The organism is Natronolimnohabitans sp. A-GB9, assembly GCF_030848565.1.
GTDB lineage: Archaea > Halobacteriota > Halobacteria > Halobacteriales > Natrialbaceae > Natronolimnohabitans.
In genome coordinates, this window is record NZ_JAVDDV010000020.1 from 1 (window position 1) to 15,525 (window position 15,525).

Below are 15,525 nucleotides of genomic sequence, written 5' to 3' on the forward strand. Positions count from 1 at the left end.
TCCACCCATCCCGAAGAAGCCGAACAACACCCCGACCATAAAGCCGAAGCTCACGAACAACGCGAGCAGCGGCAGACTGAGTCCGAGTATCTCCATCGATTAGTTCACCTTATCGGAGCGGATCGTCTTGACGATCGACTCGAGCCAGCCGTAGGCGACGTAGAGGACGACCGCCTGTACGAGGATGAAACCGACCACGGCAAACGCGCCGGTAACTCCACCTTCGATTCCGAGCATAGTCGTGTAGATAGGCGTGTCCTCGAGTTAGTCGTCAGCGACGGCGCTGTCTTCGGTCGCTGCACAGCGGTTGGGACCGAGTTCGAGTTCGTTGCGTTCGTCTTCGTCTTCCGGTTCGTAGACGCCGAGGTTCGTCTCGATGACCTTCTCGTAGTTCGGCGGCTTGGACGGGAGGTTGTCGAACATGTGCTCGACGAACTCGTCTTCATCGAGCTGGATGATCTCGTTTTTCGCCCAGATTTCGCCGACGGTCGAGAACATCGGCATGCCGGGTTCGACATCGATGTACTCGCCGCAGTTGGTCAGCGAGAAGTGTCCGGGGAGGATCTTGACGTGGTCGGGCATCGTCCCGATCTTGTAATGGAGCGTCTCGTACTGGACGCGGGCACCGGATTTTGCGTCCTCGCCGGCGAACTGGAGTTCGGTGCGGCCGATCGACTCGACGAACAGCGTGTCGCCGGTCAGCAGGGCCTCGTCCTCGACGAGATAGGAGGTCATGCCGGTCGTGTGACCCGGCGTATGAACCGCCTTGATGGATACGTCGCCAACCTCGACCGTCTCGTTGGGTTCGATCGGATCGAACTCGAACTGCGGGTCACGCGTGTTGGCTGGTTCGCCGAGGTGGTAGGGAACGTTGTACTTCTCGGCGAGATCCCGGCCCGCGGAGATGTGGTCGGCGTGGATGTGGGTGTCGAAGACCCGTTCGATCTCGTAGCCACGTTCGGCGGCGGCTCCCTCGAAGGCGTCGGTCGCACGGGTGACGTCGACGAGCGCGGCTTTGCCGGTGCGCTTCGAGCCGATCAGGTAGCCCAGACAACCCTTCGCGCGACGCTGCAGTTGGAGGATCTCGAGGTCGTCACGCTCGGTCGCGATCGGGACGACGTCGTAGACCAGGCTCCAGTCTTCCATGCCACCCTCGACGTGAGCGACGTTCTCGAAGCCCTCGACTTCTTCTAAGTACTCGGCGAACATCCCGGCAGAGCGGCCGGTCGCACAGGTGACGACGACGTCGTCGTCGGTGTCGTACGCCTCAGGATCGAAATCGCCGACGAGCCTGTCGTCAGAACCCGAGTACTCGACGTTCTCTGCTTCGGCGATACGCCAGTCCTCGAAGTCCTCCGGTGCTCGCGTGTCGAAGAGGACGTCGAAGTCTTCTGCCTCGATACGATCGCGTAGTTCGGCTGCGGAAATAGCCTCGGCCATGCAGTAGCAGCTTTGTACCGCCTAATCTTAAGGGTTCGAGCAGCCAGAATAATTGTCCCATTCGAGACCGGGGTGGCGTTTTCCGGAAAGAATCTACGGAAGTTACAGCCACCGGTCGTCTCGCTCGAGTCGGGGCGAGCGGTCGACTCGTACGATCTGTCTGAGACCGCAAGACGGGTCCGGGTTACGGTCGTCCCGGTGCTGTCGGACAGCGGTTCGTCTCAGTCTGCAGTGTCCGTCTCGGAGCCTTCGTCGACCCCGCCGGCGTGGCCCTCGTGGTCGAGGGCGGTCGACTCGAGCGAGGACGACAGCGCGGGGACGTCCGCGTCGGTGACGGGGCCTTGCTCGTCGATCGCCTCGAGCGAGCGGGGGAACGCCCGCAGGTCCATGTGGATCGCGATACCAGCGTTTGCGCCTTCGCCCATCGCGATGGGAACCTGGTTGTGACCCGGCGTGAGGTCGCCGACGGCGTAGACGCCGTCGACCGATGTTCGGCCGTCGTCGTCGACGGCGACCGTGCCGTCCTCGTTGCGCTCGAGGTCCAGTGACTCGACGATGTCGTCGTGGTAGTTCGATCCGTACATCGGGAACCCACCGGTGTAGGGTCGGACCGTCCCGTCCGCGAACTCGAAGGACTCGAGCCACCCGTTTTCGGCCTTGTTCATCCCGGTGATCTCAGCGGTGACGACGTCGACGGGGTGGGCCTCGAGCATGGTGGCCGTCTCGTCGCTCCAGTCGGGGTCGTCCCCACGAGTGAGTAGATCGACGTCGTCGGTGTAGTTCAGCATGATCATCGCGACGTACGCGGCGGCGTCGTTCGTTCCCATCACGTAGACGGGTTCGTCGACGAACATGTACGCATCACAGTGCAGACAGTAGTGGAGTCCTCGACCGGTCGGCGGGAGCGGCGGGTCGGGTCGTTCGTCGGAAAAGCCCGTCGCGAGAACGACCCGACAGACGCGGTACTCCTCGTCTCCCATCGAGACGATAAATCCGTTCTCGACGGGTTCCGGAGTGTCTTCGATCGGCGTGACGTCCTCGACGAAGCCACGCCGGTAGTCGGCACCGTAGCCTTCGACCTGTTCGCGTGCGGCCTGGAGCAGTTCCGCACCCGACGTCTCCTCCCCGATCCCGATCACGTTGTGGGTCTCTTTCATCATCGCGGCACGACCACCACCCCGATCGACGATCAACGTATCGAGCCCCAGTCGAGTCGTGTAGAGTGCGCTCGTCAATCCGGCGGGGCCGCCGCCGACGACCGCGACGTCGTAGTCGAATCCGTTGTCCGTGTACATTCGTACGGAGAGGTGTCGTCCGCCGGCTAAAAAAGTGTCTCCGTTGCCGACTACCGCGCCGGCTGATTGGAGCGTCTCCGTCGGAGATAAGTAGCTCGCATACCGACGCGTACGTATGACGACGTCTTCCGACAGTGGCGAATCCGTCGATCCGGTCGACCGACTGGACCGACTGGCGGCCAACGGCGACGGCCTTCCCGCCGACGAAAGCGAACGCGAATCGATCAAACAGCTCTCTCTTTCGCTCGCTCGCCGCCACCACGACCGCATCAACGAACTGTACTACGAAGACGGGCTCACGGACGTCGAAGCGGAGGCAGTCGCGTTAGACGAGGCCGGACTCGATCCGGACGCGATCGTGCTCGCGATGTCTGCAGCGGGACGTGAAGAGGTCTCCGAACGGACCGTCTCGGAGTCCCTCGAGCAGTACGGCGAGAACGATCGAAGCGACTGATATCGCACGCTATTCTCGACGGCGACGCTCGAGTCGTCTCCGCCGTTTCAGACGGTCTCCTGTCGTCACGTCCCGCCGATGGCCAGGGCCGGAGTCGGCGATCGGCAGGAACTCGACACAGCAGTTCATACCACTATTGTAGAAGGTCGTCGGCGTGGACGAGCGTCGCAAAACGAGGTAAACGAACGTGACACCGGAGGGGGTGTCCGTTCAGTGATGATAGGCTGAGTGACCTCGGTTGGGTTCGGTGGCGAAAGTCGAGAGCGTTCGGGAAGGGCCGATCAGACCTCTTTCAGCGTGAACCACCAGTCGTACGATTCGTACCCTTCGGCCTCGGCTTCGGCCGCGCGGGCTTCTGCTTCCTCGACCGTTCCCGGCGGGGAGAGCAGCGCTTTGTCACCGAAGTTCTCGTTTTCGGGCCAGTTGGCCGGCAGTGCGACGTCTTCCTCCTCGTGGGTCTGGAGTGCCTCGAGCGAGCGCAGCACTTCGTCGATGTTGCGGCCGATCTCCTTGGGGTAGTAGAGGACCTGGCGCGTGATCCCGTCGGGGTCGACGATGAAGACCGCACGGACCGTCGACGTGCCCTGACCGGGATGGACCATTCCGAGCGCGTCGGCGACGTCGCCGCTCTCGTCGGCGATGATCGGGAAACCGATGTCCTCGCCGATCTCCTCGTCGATCCACTCGGTCCACTTGATGTGAGAGTGGACACGGTCGATCGAGAGGCCGATCAGTTCGGCGTTGAGCTCTTCGAACTCCTCGCGGCGCTGTTCGAATCCGACGAACTCGGTCGTACAGACAGGCGTGAAGTCACCAGGGTGGCTGAAGAGGACGAACCACTTGCCCTCGTAGTCGTCGGGAATCGTCTTGGAACCGTGTGTCGTCTCTACCTCGAGTTCAGGGAACTGGTCGCCGATGAGCGGGAATCCACTCCCGTCACTTTCGTCAGTCATTGCATTTCAGCTTACGGACTGCCCAACTATAATCCCTATTCAAAAAGAAATCTTTTCGGAGACTATAGTCCATGGCGGGAGATACGGGTGATTATTTCGCTACTCGAGAACAGTGACGTGGGTGGTGGTAACAGACACAGAGGAGAGAAACAGTAACGAAAACGAAACGGTCGGCGCCGGGGTTAGTTCGATCGTGACGCGCCCATCCGGCGAAGGAACTCGACGAGAACGCCAAGTCCTTGCCGGACGTCGTCGTCGCGAAGCGCACCGAGCATTCCCAGCAGACCGATCTTTTTCGGCGGCTCCTCCTCGGTGAACGCACCGAGGCCCGACTCGACGGAGTCGATGAGTTCCTCGTCACCGAGCTGACACCCCAACACGAGCATGTTCCCGAGATTCTGTCCGAGCTGGTGGGGTTCGAGGTCGGCGTCGGCATAGGCCTGACTGAACCCAGCGACCATCATCCGAAGCTCCGTGATCGGCTGGCGGTTCTCCTGGACGACCGCTACAGCCTCGGGAACCAGGTCCTCCGCGAGCTCGTAGGTCACGTCGAGCAACTCGAGCAGTTCGATCAGCGTCTCCTCGTTCTCGCCGAGCCGTTCGAGCAGGGTCAGCGTCTCCTCGCGCTCGAGTGCGACCCGGATCCGCGCGATCGTCTCGCGGTTCTCACGGACGACCGTCTTGAGCTCTGGAATCAGATCGCCGACCAGATCGTCGACGACCTCGAGCGTCTCGAGCAGTTCGACGAGCGTATCGGCGTTCTCGCCGACCTGCTGGATGAGCACGAGCGTCTCCTCTTTCTCTAAGGCCGTCCGTAACTCGGCGATAGGCTCGCGGGAGTCGTGGGCAGCCTCGCGGAGTTCGGGCGCGAGGTCAGCCGAGAGATCCTGGACGACGACTAAGGTCTCGAGCAGTTCGGCGAGTTCCTCGTCGTTTTCCTCGAGCGTGCGAGCGAGTTCGTTTACTTCGGCTGCCTCGAAGGGCGTATCGCCGAAGTCACCGTCTACCGATTGGTCTTTCTGAGCCATGTTACGGGAGTGGATCGTAGCCTTTCATCCAGGCGTCCCAGTAGACCGACGGGAGGACGTTGACGTCCATGATCCAGTTCATCTTGCTCTCGACAGGTGCGGAGATCGGTCCCTCGTAGTCGAACTCGGCGATCAACGCCTTCCCCTTCTTCGTGAGCAACGGACAGGCGGCGTAGCCGTCGTACTCTTCGAGCATCGGCTGGTCGTTTACCAGCGACGTCAGGTTCTTCCCGACGACGTGGGCCTGCTTGCGGGCGGCCGCGGCCGTCTTGGAGTGAGGTGCGTTCTCGCAGTCTCCCAGCGCGAAGACGTTGTCGTAGTCGTCGTGCTGGCAGGTGTGTTGGTCGATGGTGACGTACTCGCCGGACTCGGAGCCGTCCGCAAGCGGCGATCCTTCGGTGATCGCCTTCTGCCCGAACTGTGGCGTAACCGGCGCGTAGAGGTCGTACTCGATTTCCTCGCCGTCGGCACCGTAGACGACGCCCGCATCGGGGTCGACCCGGTCGACGGAGAAGTTCTCCTTGAACTCGATGTCACGATCGTTCCAGATCTCGTAGAGTTTGTCGCGGTAGGGCTGGACGCCGAAGTGGTGTTCGGCGTTGCGGGTCATGATGACCTCGACGTCGTCGCGGATGCCCTGTCGACGGAAGTAGTCCTCCGCGAGCATCGTCAGCTTCAGCGGCGCGCCCGGACACTTGATCGGCGTGTCGGGCTGGGTGACGAGGAACGTCCCACCGTCGAAGTTCTCGAGGGCCTCGCGCATCTCGAGGGCGGCCTCGTAGTGGTAGAACGGGTAGACGTCGTCGTGTTCTTCCCAGGCTTCGACGAGACCCGGCATCGCGCTCGGATCGAGTCGGTGCCCGGTCGCGACGACGAGGTAATCGTACTCGAGGTCGTCTCCGTCCGCGAGTGAGACGGTTTCCTCATCGGGATCGATCCCGGTGACGGCATCGTGGACGAACTCGACGCCCGGCTTGAGGAGTTCGTCGACGTCCCGCGACTGATCGGGCTCGAGATAGCCGAACGGAATGAGGTAAAACGACGGTTGGTAGTAGTGATCGGTGCTCTTATCGACGACCGTGATGTCGGCCGTGCTAGCGTCCAGTTTGCGACGGAGGATATTCGCCGTCATCGCTCCACCGGACCCGGACCCAACTACGACTATACGGACCATACACCGCCAAATACGGGGCCAATACCACCTAAACTTGTGTTTATGAGTAACAATGTCGGGGGACGGTCAGTCATCGAAACGTGGATGCAAATATTGCGTCAACCGTCGTTCGTCACGACGCTTTCCAGCAGTCAATGTGACACAGCTACGTCTCAGGACAGTCAGAAACTGTTATAGCGGTCGTATCGACCGACGACGAAGCCACTCAGTGATCGGTTGCCGAAACGATTTCTGTGAGTCGTGTGGGTATACTGTCCGACAGTGTTACTCCTCGCCGGTCTCGACTGGGGCGTCGATGAGGTTCCCCCACTCGATCCAGGAGCCGTCGTAGTTCGAGACGACGTCGTACTCGAGGAGTTCAGAGAGGACGAACCAGACGATCGACGATCGTTCGCCGACGTGACAGTAGACGATCGTCTCCGTATCGGGCTGGACCTCTCGGTCACGGAAGAGTTGTGCGAGGGCTGTCTCGTCTTTGAACTGGCCGTGTTCGTCGATCACTTCCGACCACGTGATGTGGGCGGTGCCCGGAATGTGGCCTGCAGTCCGTGCTTCGGGAAGGTTCTTGTTCGGCGGCTGGGTCTGCTCGCCGCGGTACTCGGCCGGTGAGCGGACGTCGACGATCGTGACGTCGCGTGCAAGCGCGGACTTGATGTCGCTTCGGTAGGCACGAATCCGTTCGTCGGCGGAGTGGGCGGTGTACTCCTGGGTGGTAACGGTCGGACGGTCGGTCGTCGTCGGTCCACCGAGTTCCGTCCACCGTCGTTTACCCCCATCGAGCAATCGTACGTCAGTATGACGGTAGTACTTAAACAGCCAGTAGAGATACGCCGCGTACTGGTTTTCGTCGGTGCTGTAGATCACGACCGTACTCTCCTCGGTGATGCCACGGGAGCCGACGTAGTTCTCGAAGCAGTGTTTGTCAGCGATTCCACACCCGTCGACGTCGACGAGATCGGCGAGGACGTCGACCTGGACGGCGCCTGGGATATGTCCGTCTTCGTATTCGGCATCCGCTTCGACGAGCCGAAGTTCCGGATCGTCTTGCTCGAACTCCGAGAGTCGTTCTTCGACCCACTCCGGGGACACCAGAACCGACGACTCACTCTCGTCTTCGCCACACGCTTCGCCAGCGAGTCGGTAACACGTCTGACGGCCGTCGTGTAAGGCTGGCGAAGAGTCGATGAGACCGACGTCGTCGAGTTGGTCGAGCCCGTATCGGACGGTCCTGGAGGAAAGCAGCGTCTCCTCGGTCAGCGCCTTGAGCGTCATCGGACCCTCGTCGTCGAGAGTCTTGTAGATGAATTTCGAACTCGGCGGTAGGTCCTCGAGTGCGGCGTCGGTCTGGTTTTCCGCCATGGCTGATCTAGCTCCAAGTAGGGCCGTTGCCTATACAGTTCTTTCGCCACCGGTCAACTAATGTTGTTCGCACCCGCACGCGTCGCCTCCGGTCGTTCTGGCAAACAAGGCGAAAATATTGCGCATTAGTTTACATATGTACGGGTGTAATCACCGGAATGATGAAGAAATCATTTCGGCATCTTCACTCGTCGGAACCGAAGGAGATATAATTGACGAATGTGTTCGGGAGTCCGCGATAACCCGTGGATTGAGCAATAAAACACTGTCGCCGGTTCTTTCTTTCGAAGGACGTACCACGGGTCATACTTGTATCCGGAAGCAAGGTACTGTTGCCGTTCAAGTGTTCACCTCGCGAGAACGGCTATTGAATACCGATTATTGGGGCTCTCGGCCCCTTCCCTCATTCCGAGGACGAACCGACAACGATACGGATAAACTAGAGCTCTGTTCATCTAGAACGAGTATACAGTAGCCAGACTCGAGTCACGAGTCGAGCATCTGGTACGTTCGCTCTCTCGGAAAGAAGGCGTCCACATCGTGTGGAGAGTCGTAATCGGATCATCACCGACAGAACTGAACCGAGGGAATCCGGATTCGATCAAATATAAACAAGTGAAAGTTTATACTCACATAGCAGATAGCGTCTATTCGGTGGTACTGCCATCTGTGTCACTCGAAATATATAGCTAGATATAGGAAACATATACTCGATTTACTGTATATATTGTCTTCTTCGTATGCGAGGAGGCATATAGCTACGAGCGCTGATCCCGGGATCCGGGTCAGTAAGAACGTTTGTCTTCGATGCGTATACTATCTCTTTCAATACCTATAGGGAGTTCTATACGAGTGAAGAGGAAACTATTTGGGAGTTTATCCACTCGTGATCGAACGACAGTCGAGATAGAGACGCCACCCTCCGGAAGCAAAGAACGTGTCGAGAGAAGCCGACGGATATCTACTGTCGCCAATGACCGCCGATCGCCAGAACAGGGTCGACGATCGGCGGGACAGCGGTCCGTATCAGTGGGTCGTCGTTCGAACGTCGTCGACGCGATACAGGTCCTCTTGAAGCCCGTCACCGTCACAGTCGTCGTTCGGACACTCGTAGTGCCAGCCGTCCTGAGTCGCGTCGGCCTCTCGGAATCGGTCCCCACATACCTGACAGAAGAGCTGTCCCTTTTTGCACGTGTCCCGGTGGAGCTCGAGGGCGAGCTCGGTCTGGAAGGACTGGTTGCAGTTACGACAAGTGTGCATATTACGTCAGACGAGAGCCTCCGACAAAACTGCTTGGGTTCTTTTATTACGTCGTAATCGGCCGTGATTCGGCCCCACTACGTCGATTTAGCGTCGACCTAACGGGAAAAAAGACCGACCGGATCACTGATTTACTCACGCTCGAGTTCTCCAGCTTTCGTCACGTTCGGGAATCGAAGTCGTCTGCCACACGACAGTGCGCCACTGTGTAAGAAAGTAGATAGAAGTGCGACGACTGCCGGTAAGCGTCACCGGTTGCCGTCAGTGTGACCCACCTGCGATCCGGCTGTGGATGTTCCGGAAATCGTTACGGCAATCCGTCTCAGTCGTCCTGGCCGAGGATACCCCGTTCGGCCATCTTCGCGGGATCGAGGACCTCGTCTGCCTCCTCCTCGTCTAGGTATCCCTTCTCGAGGACGACCTCGCGAACCGTCTTGTCTTCTTTGAGTGCGGTCTTGGCGACCTCGCTGGCCTTGTCGTAGCCGATGTGGACGTTCAGCGAGGTGGCCATCGCCATCGACTCCTCGACACGTTCTGCGCAGTACTCCTCGTTTGCTTCGAGCGGGTCGATAAAGCGCTCGGCGAAGACCTGACTCGAGTTCGCGATCAGTTCGGCGGACTCGAGGAAGTTGTGTGCGAGTACGGGTTTGTAGAGGTTGAGGTCGATCTGTCCCTCGGCGGCGCCGGCGGAGACGGCGGCGTCGTTGCCGACGACCTGTTTGTGAACCTGGTTGACGGCCTCGGCGACGACGGGGTTGATTTTGCCGGGCATGATCGACGAGCCGGGCTGGTTCTCGGGCTGTTCGATCTCACCGAGACCGTTTCGCGGCCCGGAGGCGAGCAGACGCAGGTCGTTGGCGATCTTGTTCAGCGAGCCGGCGACGACGCGAAGTGCGCCGTGGGCCTCACTCATCGCGTCGTGGGCGGCCTGGGCCTCGAAGTGGTTGTCGGCCTCGCGGAACTGAACGCCGGTCTCCTTGGTGATGTACTCGGCGGCGCGGCCAGGGAACTCCTCGTGGGTGTTCAGGCCCGTGCCGGTGGCGGTGCCGCCGAGTGCGAGTTCGGCGAGGTGTTCGCGGACTTTGTCGACGCGGGCGAGACCCTTCTCGACTTGCGTGCGGTAGCCGGAGAACTCCTGGCCGAGCGTGACCGGCGTCGCGTCCTGGAGGTGGGTGCGACCGGTCTTGACGACGTCGTCGAACGCTTCCTCTTTCTCCTCGAGAGACTCCCGAAGCGTATCGAGTGCGGGAGTGACGTCCTTCTCGACGGCCTCGAGGGAAGCGACGTGCATCGCGGTCGGGATGACGTCGTTGCTCGACTGGCCGTAGTTGACGTGGTCGTTGGGGTGGACGACGCGGTCGCCGATTTCGGCGCCCATGATCTCGGCGGCGCGGTTGGCGATGACCTCGTTGGCGTTCATGTTCGACGAGGTGCCGGAACCGGTCTGGAAGACGTCGACCGGGAACTGGTCGTCGTGTTTGCCGGCGATGACCTCGTCTGCGGCCTCGATGATCGCCTCGGCGACGTCCTCCTCGATCAACCCGAGGTCACGGTTGGCCTGTGCGGCGGCCTTCTTGACGACGCCCAGCGCACGGACGAAGCGGCGGCCGAACGTGATCCCGGAGATGGGGAAGTTCTGTACGGCCCGCTGGGTCTGTGCGCCCCAGTAGGCGTCTTTGGGCACCTGCATCTCGCCGAGACTGTCCTCCTCGATGCGGAACTCGTCATCCTCTGCCATAGGCGAGACGTCTCGGTGGGTGAGGTAAAAGCCACCGAAACGAAATTCACGGTTCGCCGTCGGAGCCGACCATATCAGGTCACGTGAAATCGACCGACAGCCCCATCTCGTCGTCGCGAGCGCGCTCGCGAAGCGCCGACTGGAGGCGTTTCCGACCCGTCGTGTGGACGTCGCGGGCGTCCTCGAGGTCGACGTCGTAGATCGTCGGCGTCGTCCAGAAGAACGTCCGCGAGCTCGCGGTGTCGACGACCAGCGACGCCAGACCGAGGCGGCGCTGGAAGATCGAACGGCGCGTGTTGACCGTCTGGATCCGGTAGTAGGGGATCACGGTCGTTCGTCGGCTCCAGAAGCCCCGGCGGATGACCAGGTGATCCTCCCCGACGTAGTAGCCGAGATTGACGTACTTCAGGTGAGCTGCAGGCGGCACCGCCAGGAAGACGATCGCCGAAACGTACCACGCCTCGAAGGGCGTGATCCACGAGAGGCCGAAGAAGATGGCGACGATGACAGTCGCGATGATCGAGTAGCGAGCGAGATACCGCCGCCGAGCCATCGGCGGTGGGCTGGCAAACGACGGCGTCTCGACGCCGGTGAGGTTCTCGGTGAACCGGTGGACCCGGCCTTGCTTGGCAAGCGGGACCGCCGACTGGCTGCCGCCGTTGCTGTCGGGTCCGTAGCCGGCAGTTTCGACCCACAGGCCGGCGTAGCCAATCAGCCGCTGGAGAGGGTTTGCGGTCACCGTCACCGACTGGACCTTCTCGACTGGGATCGAGCCGCTGTAGCGCTGAAGCAGGCCGCGCTCGTAGACGAAGTCCTCGCCGGTTCGGCCGAGCTGGAAGTCGTAGTAAGTCCCGAACGTGTAGGCGACGCTCAACACGTACGTGATGATGATACCGTTGATCGCCGAGACGATCGTCAGGATCCCGTAGCTGGCCGTCGTCCCCTCACCGATCCCCTCGGGGCCGCCGAACGGCTGTGCGATGGTAACCAGCAACTCGAGGATCAGATCAGTCGCGAAGAAGAAAACGACCAGGACGGTCGCGACGGCTGCCGGCCGGAACGAGGTAAACGAGTACAGCAGAAGCTCACGCGCCTCGAGGTCGAACAGCCGCTGTCGACGCGGCCGGGTCGGTTCCGGCGGTCGTTCCCGACGGTCCTCGGGGGCGACAGGCTCCGATTCGTTGGCCGGCGTCGGTTCAGGGACGCTCGGTTCCACGGTGTCGGTCTCGTCGCCGGGGACCGGCTCCGCGGCGTCGCGCTCGTCGTCGGGGGTCGGTTCCGATGGTTCCGACGGCTCCACCTCGCTGGCCGCCTCGCGTTCGCGGCGGCGACGGCGCTCTTTCATCTCGGCGGTTCGCTGGCGGATCCGATCCTGGAGACGGCGCGCTTCGGACTCGCTGACGAAGTTCAGCGTCGCTTCGGTCGTCCCGCCGCCGGCGGTCTCGAGCGAGACGATGGCGAGTCCGAGCAGCCGCTGGAGCACCCCCTGTCGAACGTCGACGTTTTGAATCCGTTCGTACGGGATCTCCCGCGATCGGCGAGCGACCACGCCCGAGGAGACGTCGAACGTATCCGGCGTGATGCCGTACTCGAACCGGTAGTAGTAGGCGATACCGTACGCGACGCCGGCGACGAATCCAAGCGGTGCGGCAACGAGGAACCATGTCGAACCGATTGGATCGAAGACCCCGCCGAGGACGACGGTAAGCACCATCGCGAGCGAGAGCCAGAGAAAGCCATACTGGAGGGCGTACGTGACCGCACTGAGTGGATGGAGTCGGTTCATACGATTAGACGGCGTCGTCGGCTTCGCTCTCGACTGCTAGTTCACGCAGCGTATCCTGGAGTTCGCGGGCGCGGTCGGGTGTCAGCCCGGGAATCCGGACGTCGGCGTTTCGCGAGCCCGCGGTGTAGACGACCACACTCGAGAGCCCAAGCGCCCGTTCGATGGGGCCAAACTGCGTGTCGACGTGCTGGACCCGGACGAACGGGACTGCGGTTTCGACGAAGGTGACCACGCCACGCTCGAGGTAGAGGGCGTCAGGCTGGATCTCGAACCGCCAGACCTGGTAGAGCCGGATGGCGTAGGCGGAGCCGAGGACGATCCCGACGGCGACGACGCCGGCGATGATCGCCGTCGGGACGTCCACCACCCACTGGTCGACCGCCGCGAGGACGACGCCGAGTACGATCGCCGTGATCGCGGCCTGGGCGATCCAGAGCAGCCTGATTCGGGGATGAAGCGCTTCCATACGCATATCGTATCAGGAACACAGGATAAAGCTGCGGTTCCGGTTTCAGCCTGGCGGAAGACGGCGTTACCCTTCGTGTTCCTCGTACTCCTCGGGCGTGTACGTCGACAGTTCGAGGGCGTGGATGTCAGTCGTCATGTGGTCGCCGAGTGCGTCGTAGACCTGCTGGTGTTGCTGGACCAGGGCCATCCCTTCGAACACCGGGGAGACGACCGTCGCCGCGAGGTGATCGTCGTCGTGTTTGTCGCGGGCGTGTGTGACCGTCGCCTCCGCGTCCTCGAGGTTCGATTCGATGACGTCCTCGACGTCTGCTGGCTTCATGATAAGAACGTGGGCCGCTCGAGGCAAAAACACGGCGGTCGACGTCGACCGACTACCAGTGGCCTCGTGGCGGCCGCGACCGTCGCGTTTATCCCGTCACACGCCGCTGTCGCTCCTATGTCACTCGCAGCCGAGACGCGATGCGCCGTCGAGAACCACCCGTTTCTCGTGACCGCGCTGCGGGCCGGCGTCGTCAACTACACCGCCGCCGCCCGCTTTCTCGAGGTCGACGGCGAAACCGACGCGATCGCGACGGCACTGCGTCGCTACGCCGAAGAACTGCCGGGTTACGAGACCGAATCTCGAGACGTCCGAGTGCGGATGCAAAGCGGTGTCGGCCCCGTCGACCCCGACGCGGACGACGCGCTCGTCACCGTCGGTGAAACGGCGTTCGGACCGATCGACGGCGATCGAACGGCGATCGTCGCGACCGGAGCCGTCGATACGGCTGCCCTGTCGGCGACGCTTCGGCAACTGTCGCTCGAGGAAATCACGCCGACCGCGGCCGCCGTCGGCGGGGAGTCGTTGCTCGTCGTCGTCGACCGACGCGAGGGAGCAACCGCCTTGCGGACCGTCGAAGACGCGCTCGAGGCGGTTCCGAACGACGAGGAGTGACGAGGTCGGCGCTCACCGGCTGCCGAACGAACCGGACACGCGGGCGCTCGAGCGTCCATCACACCGTTTAACTTGCGTCCGGGGGAAGTGAGCCTAATGACCCTGCACGTGACGAACACGTTGACGGGCGAGAAAGAGCCGTTCGAGCCACAGGATCCCGACGACGTCTTGCTCTACTACTGTGGCCTGACGGTCTCGGATCCGCCCCACCTGGGACACGCCCGCTCGTGGGTCCACGTCGACGTCATGCACCGCTGGCTCGAGTACCTCGGCTACGACGTACGTCACGTCGAGAACTTCACCGACGTCAACGAGAAGATCGTCGCTCGAATCGGCGAGGACGATCTCGGTGAGGACGAGGGTGACGTCGCAGAGACGTACATCGAACGCACGCTCGCGGACATGCGCTCGCTGAACCTCCGTCGTGCGGAGGTCTACCCCCGCGTCTCCGAACACGTCCCCGAGATCATCGATCTCGTCGAGACGCTGATCGAGAACGGCTACGCCTACGAGGCAAACGGCTCGGTCTACTTCGACGTGACCAGTTTCGAGGAGTACGGCAAGCTCTCGAACCAGGAACTCGAGGAGATCGAATCGCAAGGCGACCCCGACGAGCGCTCCGAGAAGCGTAACCCGGCCGACTTCGCGCTCTGGAAGGCCGGCGGTGTCGACCCCGACGCCGTCCACGAACACAGCCACGAGTGCGTCGACCACGGTACGGAGCCGCCCGAAGGGCTGACCTGGGAGTCGCCGTGGGGCGAGGGACGACCCGGCTGGCACATCGAGTGCTCGGCGATGAGCATGACTCACCTGGGCGAGACGCTCGACCTCCACGTCGGCGGTCGTGACCTCGTCTTCCCCCATCACGAAAACGAGATCGCCCAGTCCGAAGCCGCCACCGGACAGGAGTTCGCCAGCTACTGGCTCCACTGCGAGCTGTTCCAGATGGACGACGAGAAGATGTCCTCGAGTCTGGGCAACTTCGTCACCGTCGCCGACGCCGTCGACCAGTGGGGGACCAACGTCTTGCGGACGTTCCTGACCGCCGGCTCCTACAACAGCAAACAGCTGTACTCCGACGAGACGATCGCCGAGGCCGAGGAGCGCTGGGACCGCCTCGAGCGCGCCTACGAGACGGCCGTCGAGGCTCTCGATTCGCCCGACGCTCGGACGAAAGTCACCGACGAGTCGCTGCATGCCGACGTCGACGACGCTCGCGACTCGTTCGTTACGGCGATGAACGACGACTTCAACACACGGGAGGCTCAGTCGGCGCTGCTGCAGGTCGCGACGGCGATCAACGCCCACCTCGAGGATCGCGAGGAGTACGACTACCGGGGCCTCCGGCGGGCCGTCGACACACTCGAGGAGCTGGGCGACGTACTCGGGCTCTCCTTTACCGGCGAGACGACCGGCACCGCAGACCTCGCGGAGGACGTGATCGACCTCGTCCTCGAGGTCCGCGAGCAGGAACGCGAGGCGGGCAACTACGAGCGCGCCGACGAGCTGCGCGACGAGCTCCAGGCGCTTGGCATCGAAGTGCAAGACACCGACGACGGCGCGACCTACCGGCTTCCCTCTGGGGAGTGAGTAGCCACTGACCGTCAGTGCGCACCCGATCGCACGCGAGGAGCGC

Annotated in this window: 15 protein-coding genes; 3 read left to right on the forward strand and 12 right to left on the reverse strand. The window is 62.0% G+C overall.

Annotated elements, in window-relative coordinates; translation table 11 throughout:
- Nucleotides 1-99 precede the first annotated feature (99 nt).
- From RBH26_RS17475 to RBH26_RS17485, 3 genes are all read right to left on the reverse strand, one after another.
- The gene (locus RBH26_RS17475) at nt 100-237 is read right to left on the reverse strand and encodes a hypothetical protein (protein WP_306759667.1); all 138 of its coding nucleotides are present in this window, start codon (nt 235-237) and stop codon (nt 100-102) included.
- A 27-nt stretch (nt 238-264) separates the two neighbouring features.
- Nucleotides 265-1,440: a rhodanese-like domain-containing protein gene (locus RBH26_RS17480; RefSeq protein ID WP_306759668.1), complete on the reverse strand. Its 1,176-nt coding sequence runs from the start codon at nt 1,438-1,440 to the stop codon at nt 265-267.
- A 221-nt stretch (nt 1,441-1,661) separates the two neighbouring features.
- On the reverse strand, nt 1,662-2,735 hold the full coding sequence (locus RBH26_RS17485) for an NAD(P)/FAD-dependent oxidoreductase (RefSeq protein ID WP_306759669.1): 1,074 nt from the start codon (nt 2,733-2,735) through the stop codon (nt 1,662-1,664).
- Nucleotides 2,736-2,850: 115 nt separating this feature from the next.
- Between RBH26_RS17485 and RBH26_RS17490 the strand changes: the two genes are divergently transcribed.
- On the forward strand, nt 2,851-3,189 hold the full coding sequence (locus RBH26_RS17490; protein ID WP_306759670.1) for a hypothetical protein: 339 nt from the start codon (nt 2,851-2,853) through the stop codon (nt 3,187-3,189).
- 281 nt (nt 3,190-3,470) lie between these two features.
- Here the strand turns inward: RBH26_RS17490 and RBH26_RS17495 are convergent, their stop codons facing one another.
- From RBH26_RS17495 to RBH26_RS17535, 9 genes are all read right to left on the reverse strand, one after another.
- A complete protein-coding gene (locus RBH26_RS17495) occupies nt 3,471-4,142 on the reverse strand; it encodes a peroxiredoxin (protein WP_306759671.1) in 672 nt (223 codons plus the stop codon).
- Between the two features lie 182 nt (nt 4,143-4,324).
- Entirely contained in the window at nt 4,325-5,170 is an 846-nt protein-coding gene (locus tag RBH26_RS17500; protein ID WP_306759672.1) for a DUF1641 domain-containing protein, read from the reverse strand.
- 1 nt (nt 5,171) lies between these two features.
- Nucleotides 5,172-6,344 (reverse strand): FAD/NAD(P)-binding oxidoreductase, encoded by a 1,173-nt coding sequence (locus RBH26_RS17505; RefSeq protein WP_306759673.1) that lies wholly within the window; start codon nt 6,342-6,344, stop codon nt 5,172-5,174.
- Between the two features lie 264 nt (nt 6,345-6,608).
- A complete protein-coding gene (locus RBH26_RS17510) occupies nt 6,609-7,703 on the reverse strand; it encodes a rhodanese-like domain-containing protein (RefSeq protein ID WP_306759674.1) in 1,095 nt (364 codons plus the stop codon).
- Nucleotides 7,704-8,729: 1,026 nt separating this feature from the next.
- Nucleotides 8,730-8,963 carry an HVO_2901 family zinc finger protein gene (locus tag RBH26_RS17515; protein WP_306759675.1) on the reverse strand — a complete coding sequence of 78 codons (234 nt, stop codon included), beginning with the start codon at nt 8,961-8,963 and terminating at the stop codon, nt 8,730-8,732.
- Nucleotides 8,964-9,285: 322 nt separating this feature from the next.
- The gene (locus RBH26_RS17520) at nt 9,286-10,701 is read right to left on the reverse strand and encodes a class II fumarate hydratase (protein WP_306759676.1); all 1,416 of its coding nucleotides are present in this window, start codon (nt 10,699-10,701) and stop codon (nt 9,286-9,288) included.
- Nucleotides 10,702-10,780: 79 nt separating this feature from the next.
- On the reverse strand, nt 10,781-12,487 hold the full coding sequence (locus RBH26_RS17525; protein ID WP_306759677.1) for a PH domain-containing protein: 1,707 nt from the start codon (nt 12,485-12,487) through the stop codon (nt 10,781-10,783).
- Between the two features lie 4 nt (nt 12,488-12,491).
- Nucleotides 12,492-12,953, reverse strand: a complete 462-nt coding sequence (locus RBH26_RS17530) for a PH domain-containing protein (protein ID WP_306759678.1) — start codon at nt 12,951-12,953, stop codon at nt 12,492-12,494.
- A gap of 66 nt (nt 12,954-13,019) precedes the next feature.
- Complete coding sequence (locus RBH26_RS17535) at nt 13,020-13,274, reverse strand: BolA family protein (protein WP_306759679.1); 255 nt, start codon at nt 13,272-13,274, stop codon at nt 13,020-13,022.
- A 117-nt stretch (nt 13,275-13,391) separates the two neighbouring features.
- On the opposite strand from RBH26_RS17535, the gene RBH26_RS17540 reads away from it, so the two are divergent.
- Entirely contained in the window at nt 13,392-13,889 is a 498-nt protein-coding gene (locus RBH26_RS17540) for a hypothetical protein (RefSeq protein WP_306759680.1), read from the forward strand.
- 96 nt (nt 13,890-13,985) lie between these two features.
- The gene (gene cysS, locus RBH26_RS17545) at nt 13,986-15,479 is read left to right on the forward strand and encodes a cysteine--tRNA ligase (RefSeq protein WP_306759681.1); all 1,494 of its coding nucleotides are present in this window, start codon (nt 13,986-13,988) and stop codon (nt 15,477-15,479) included.
- Nucleotides 15,480-15,525 lie beyond the last annotated feature (46 nt).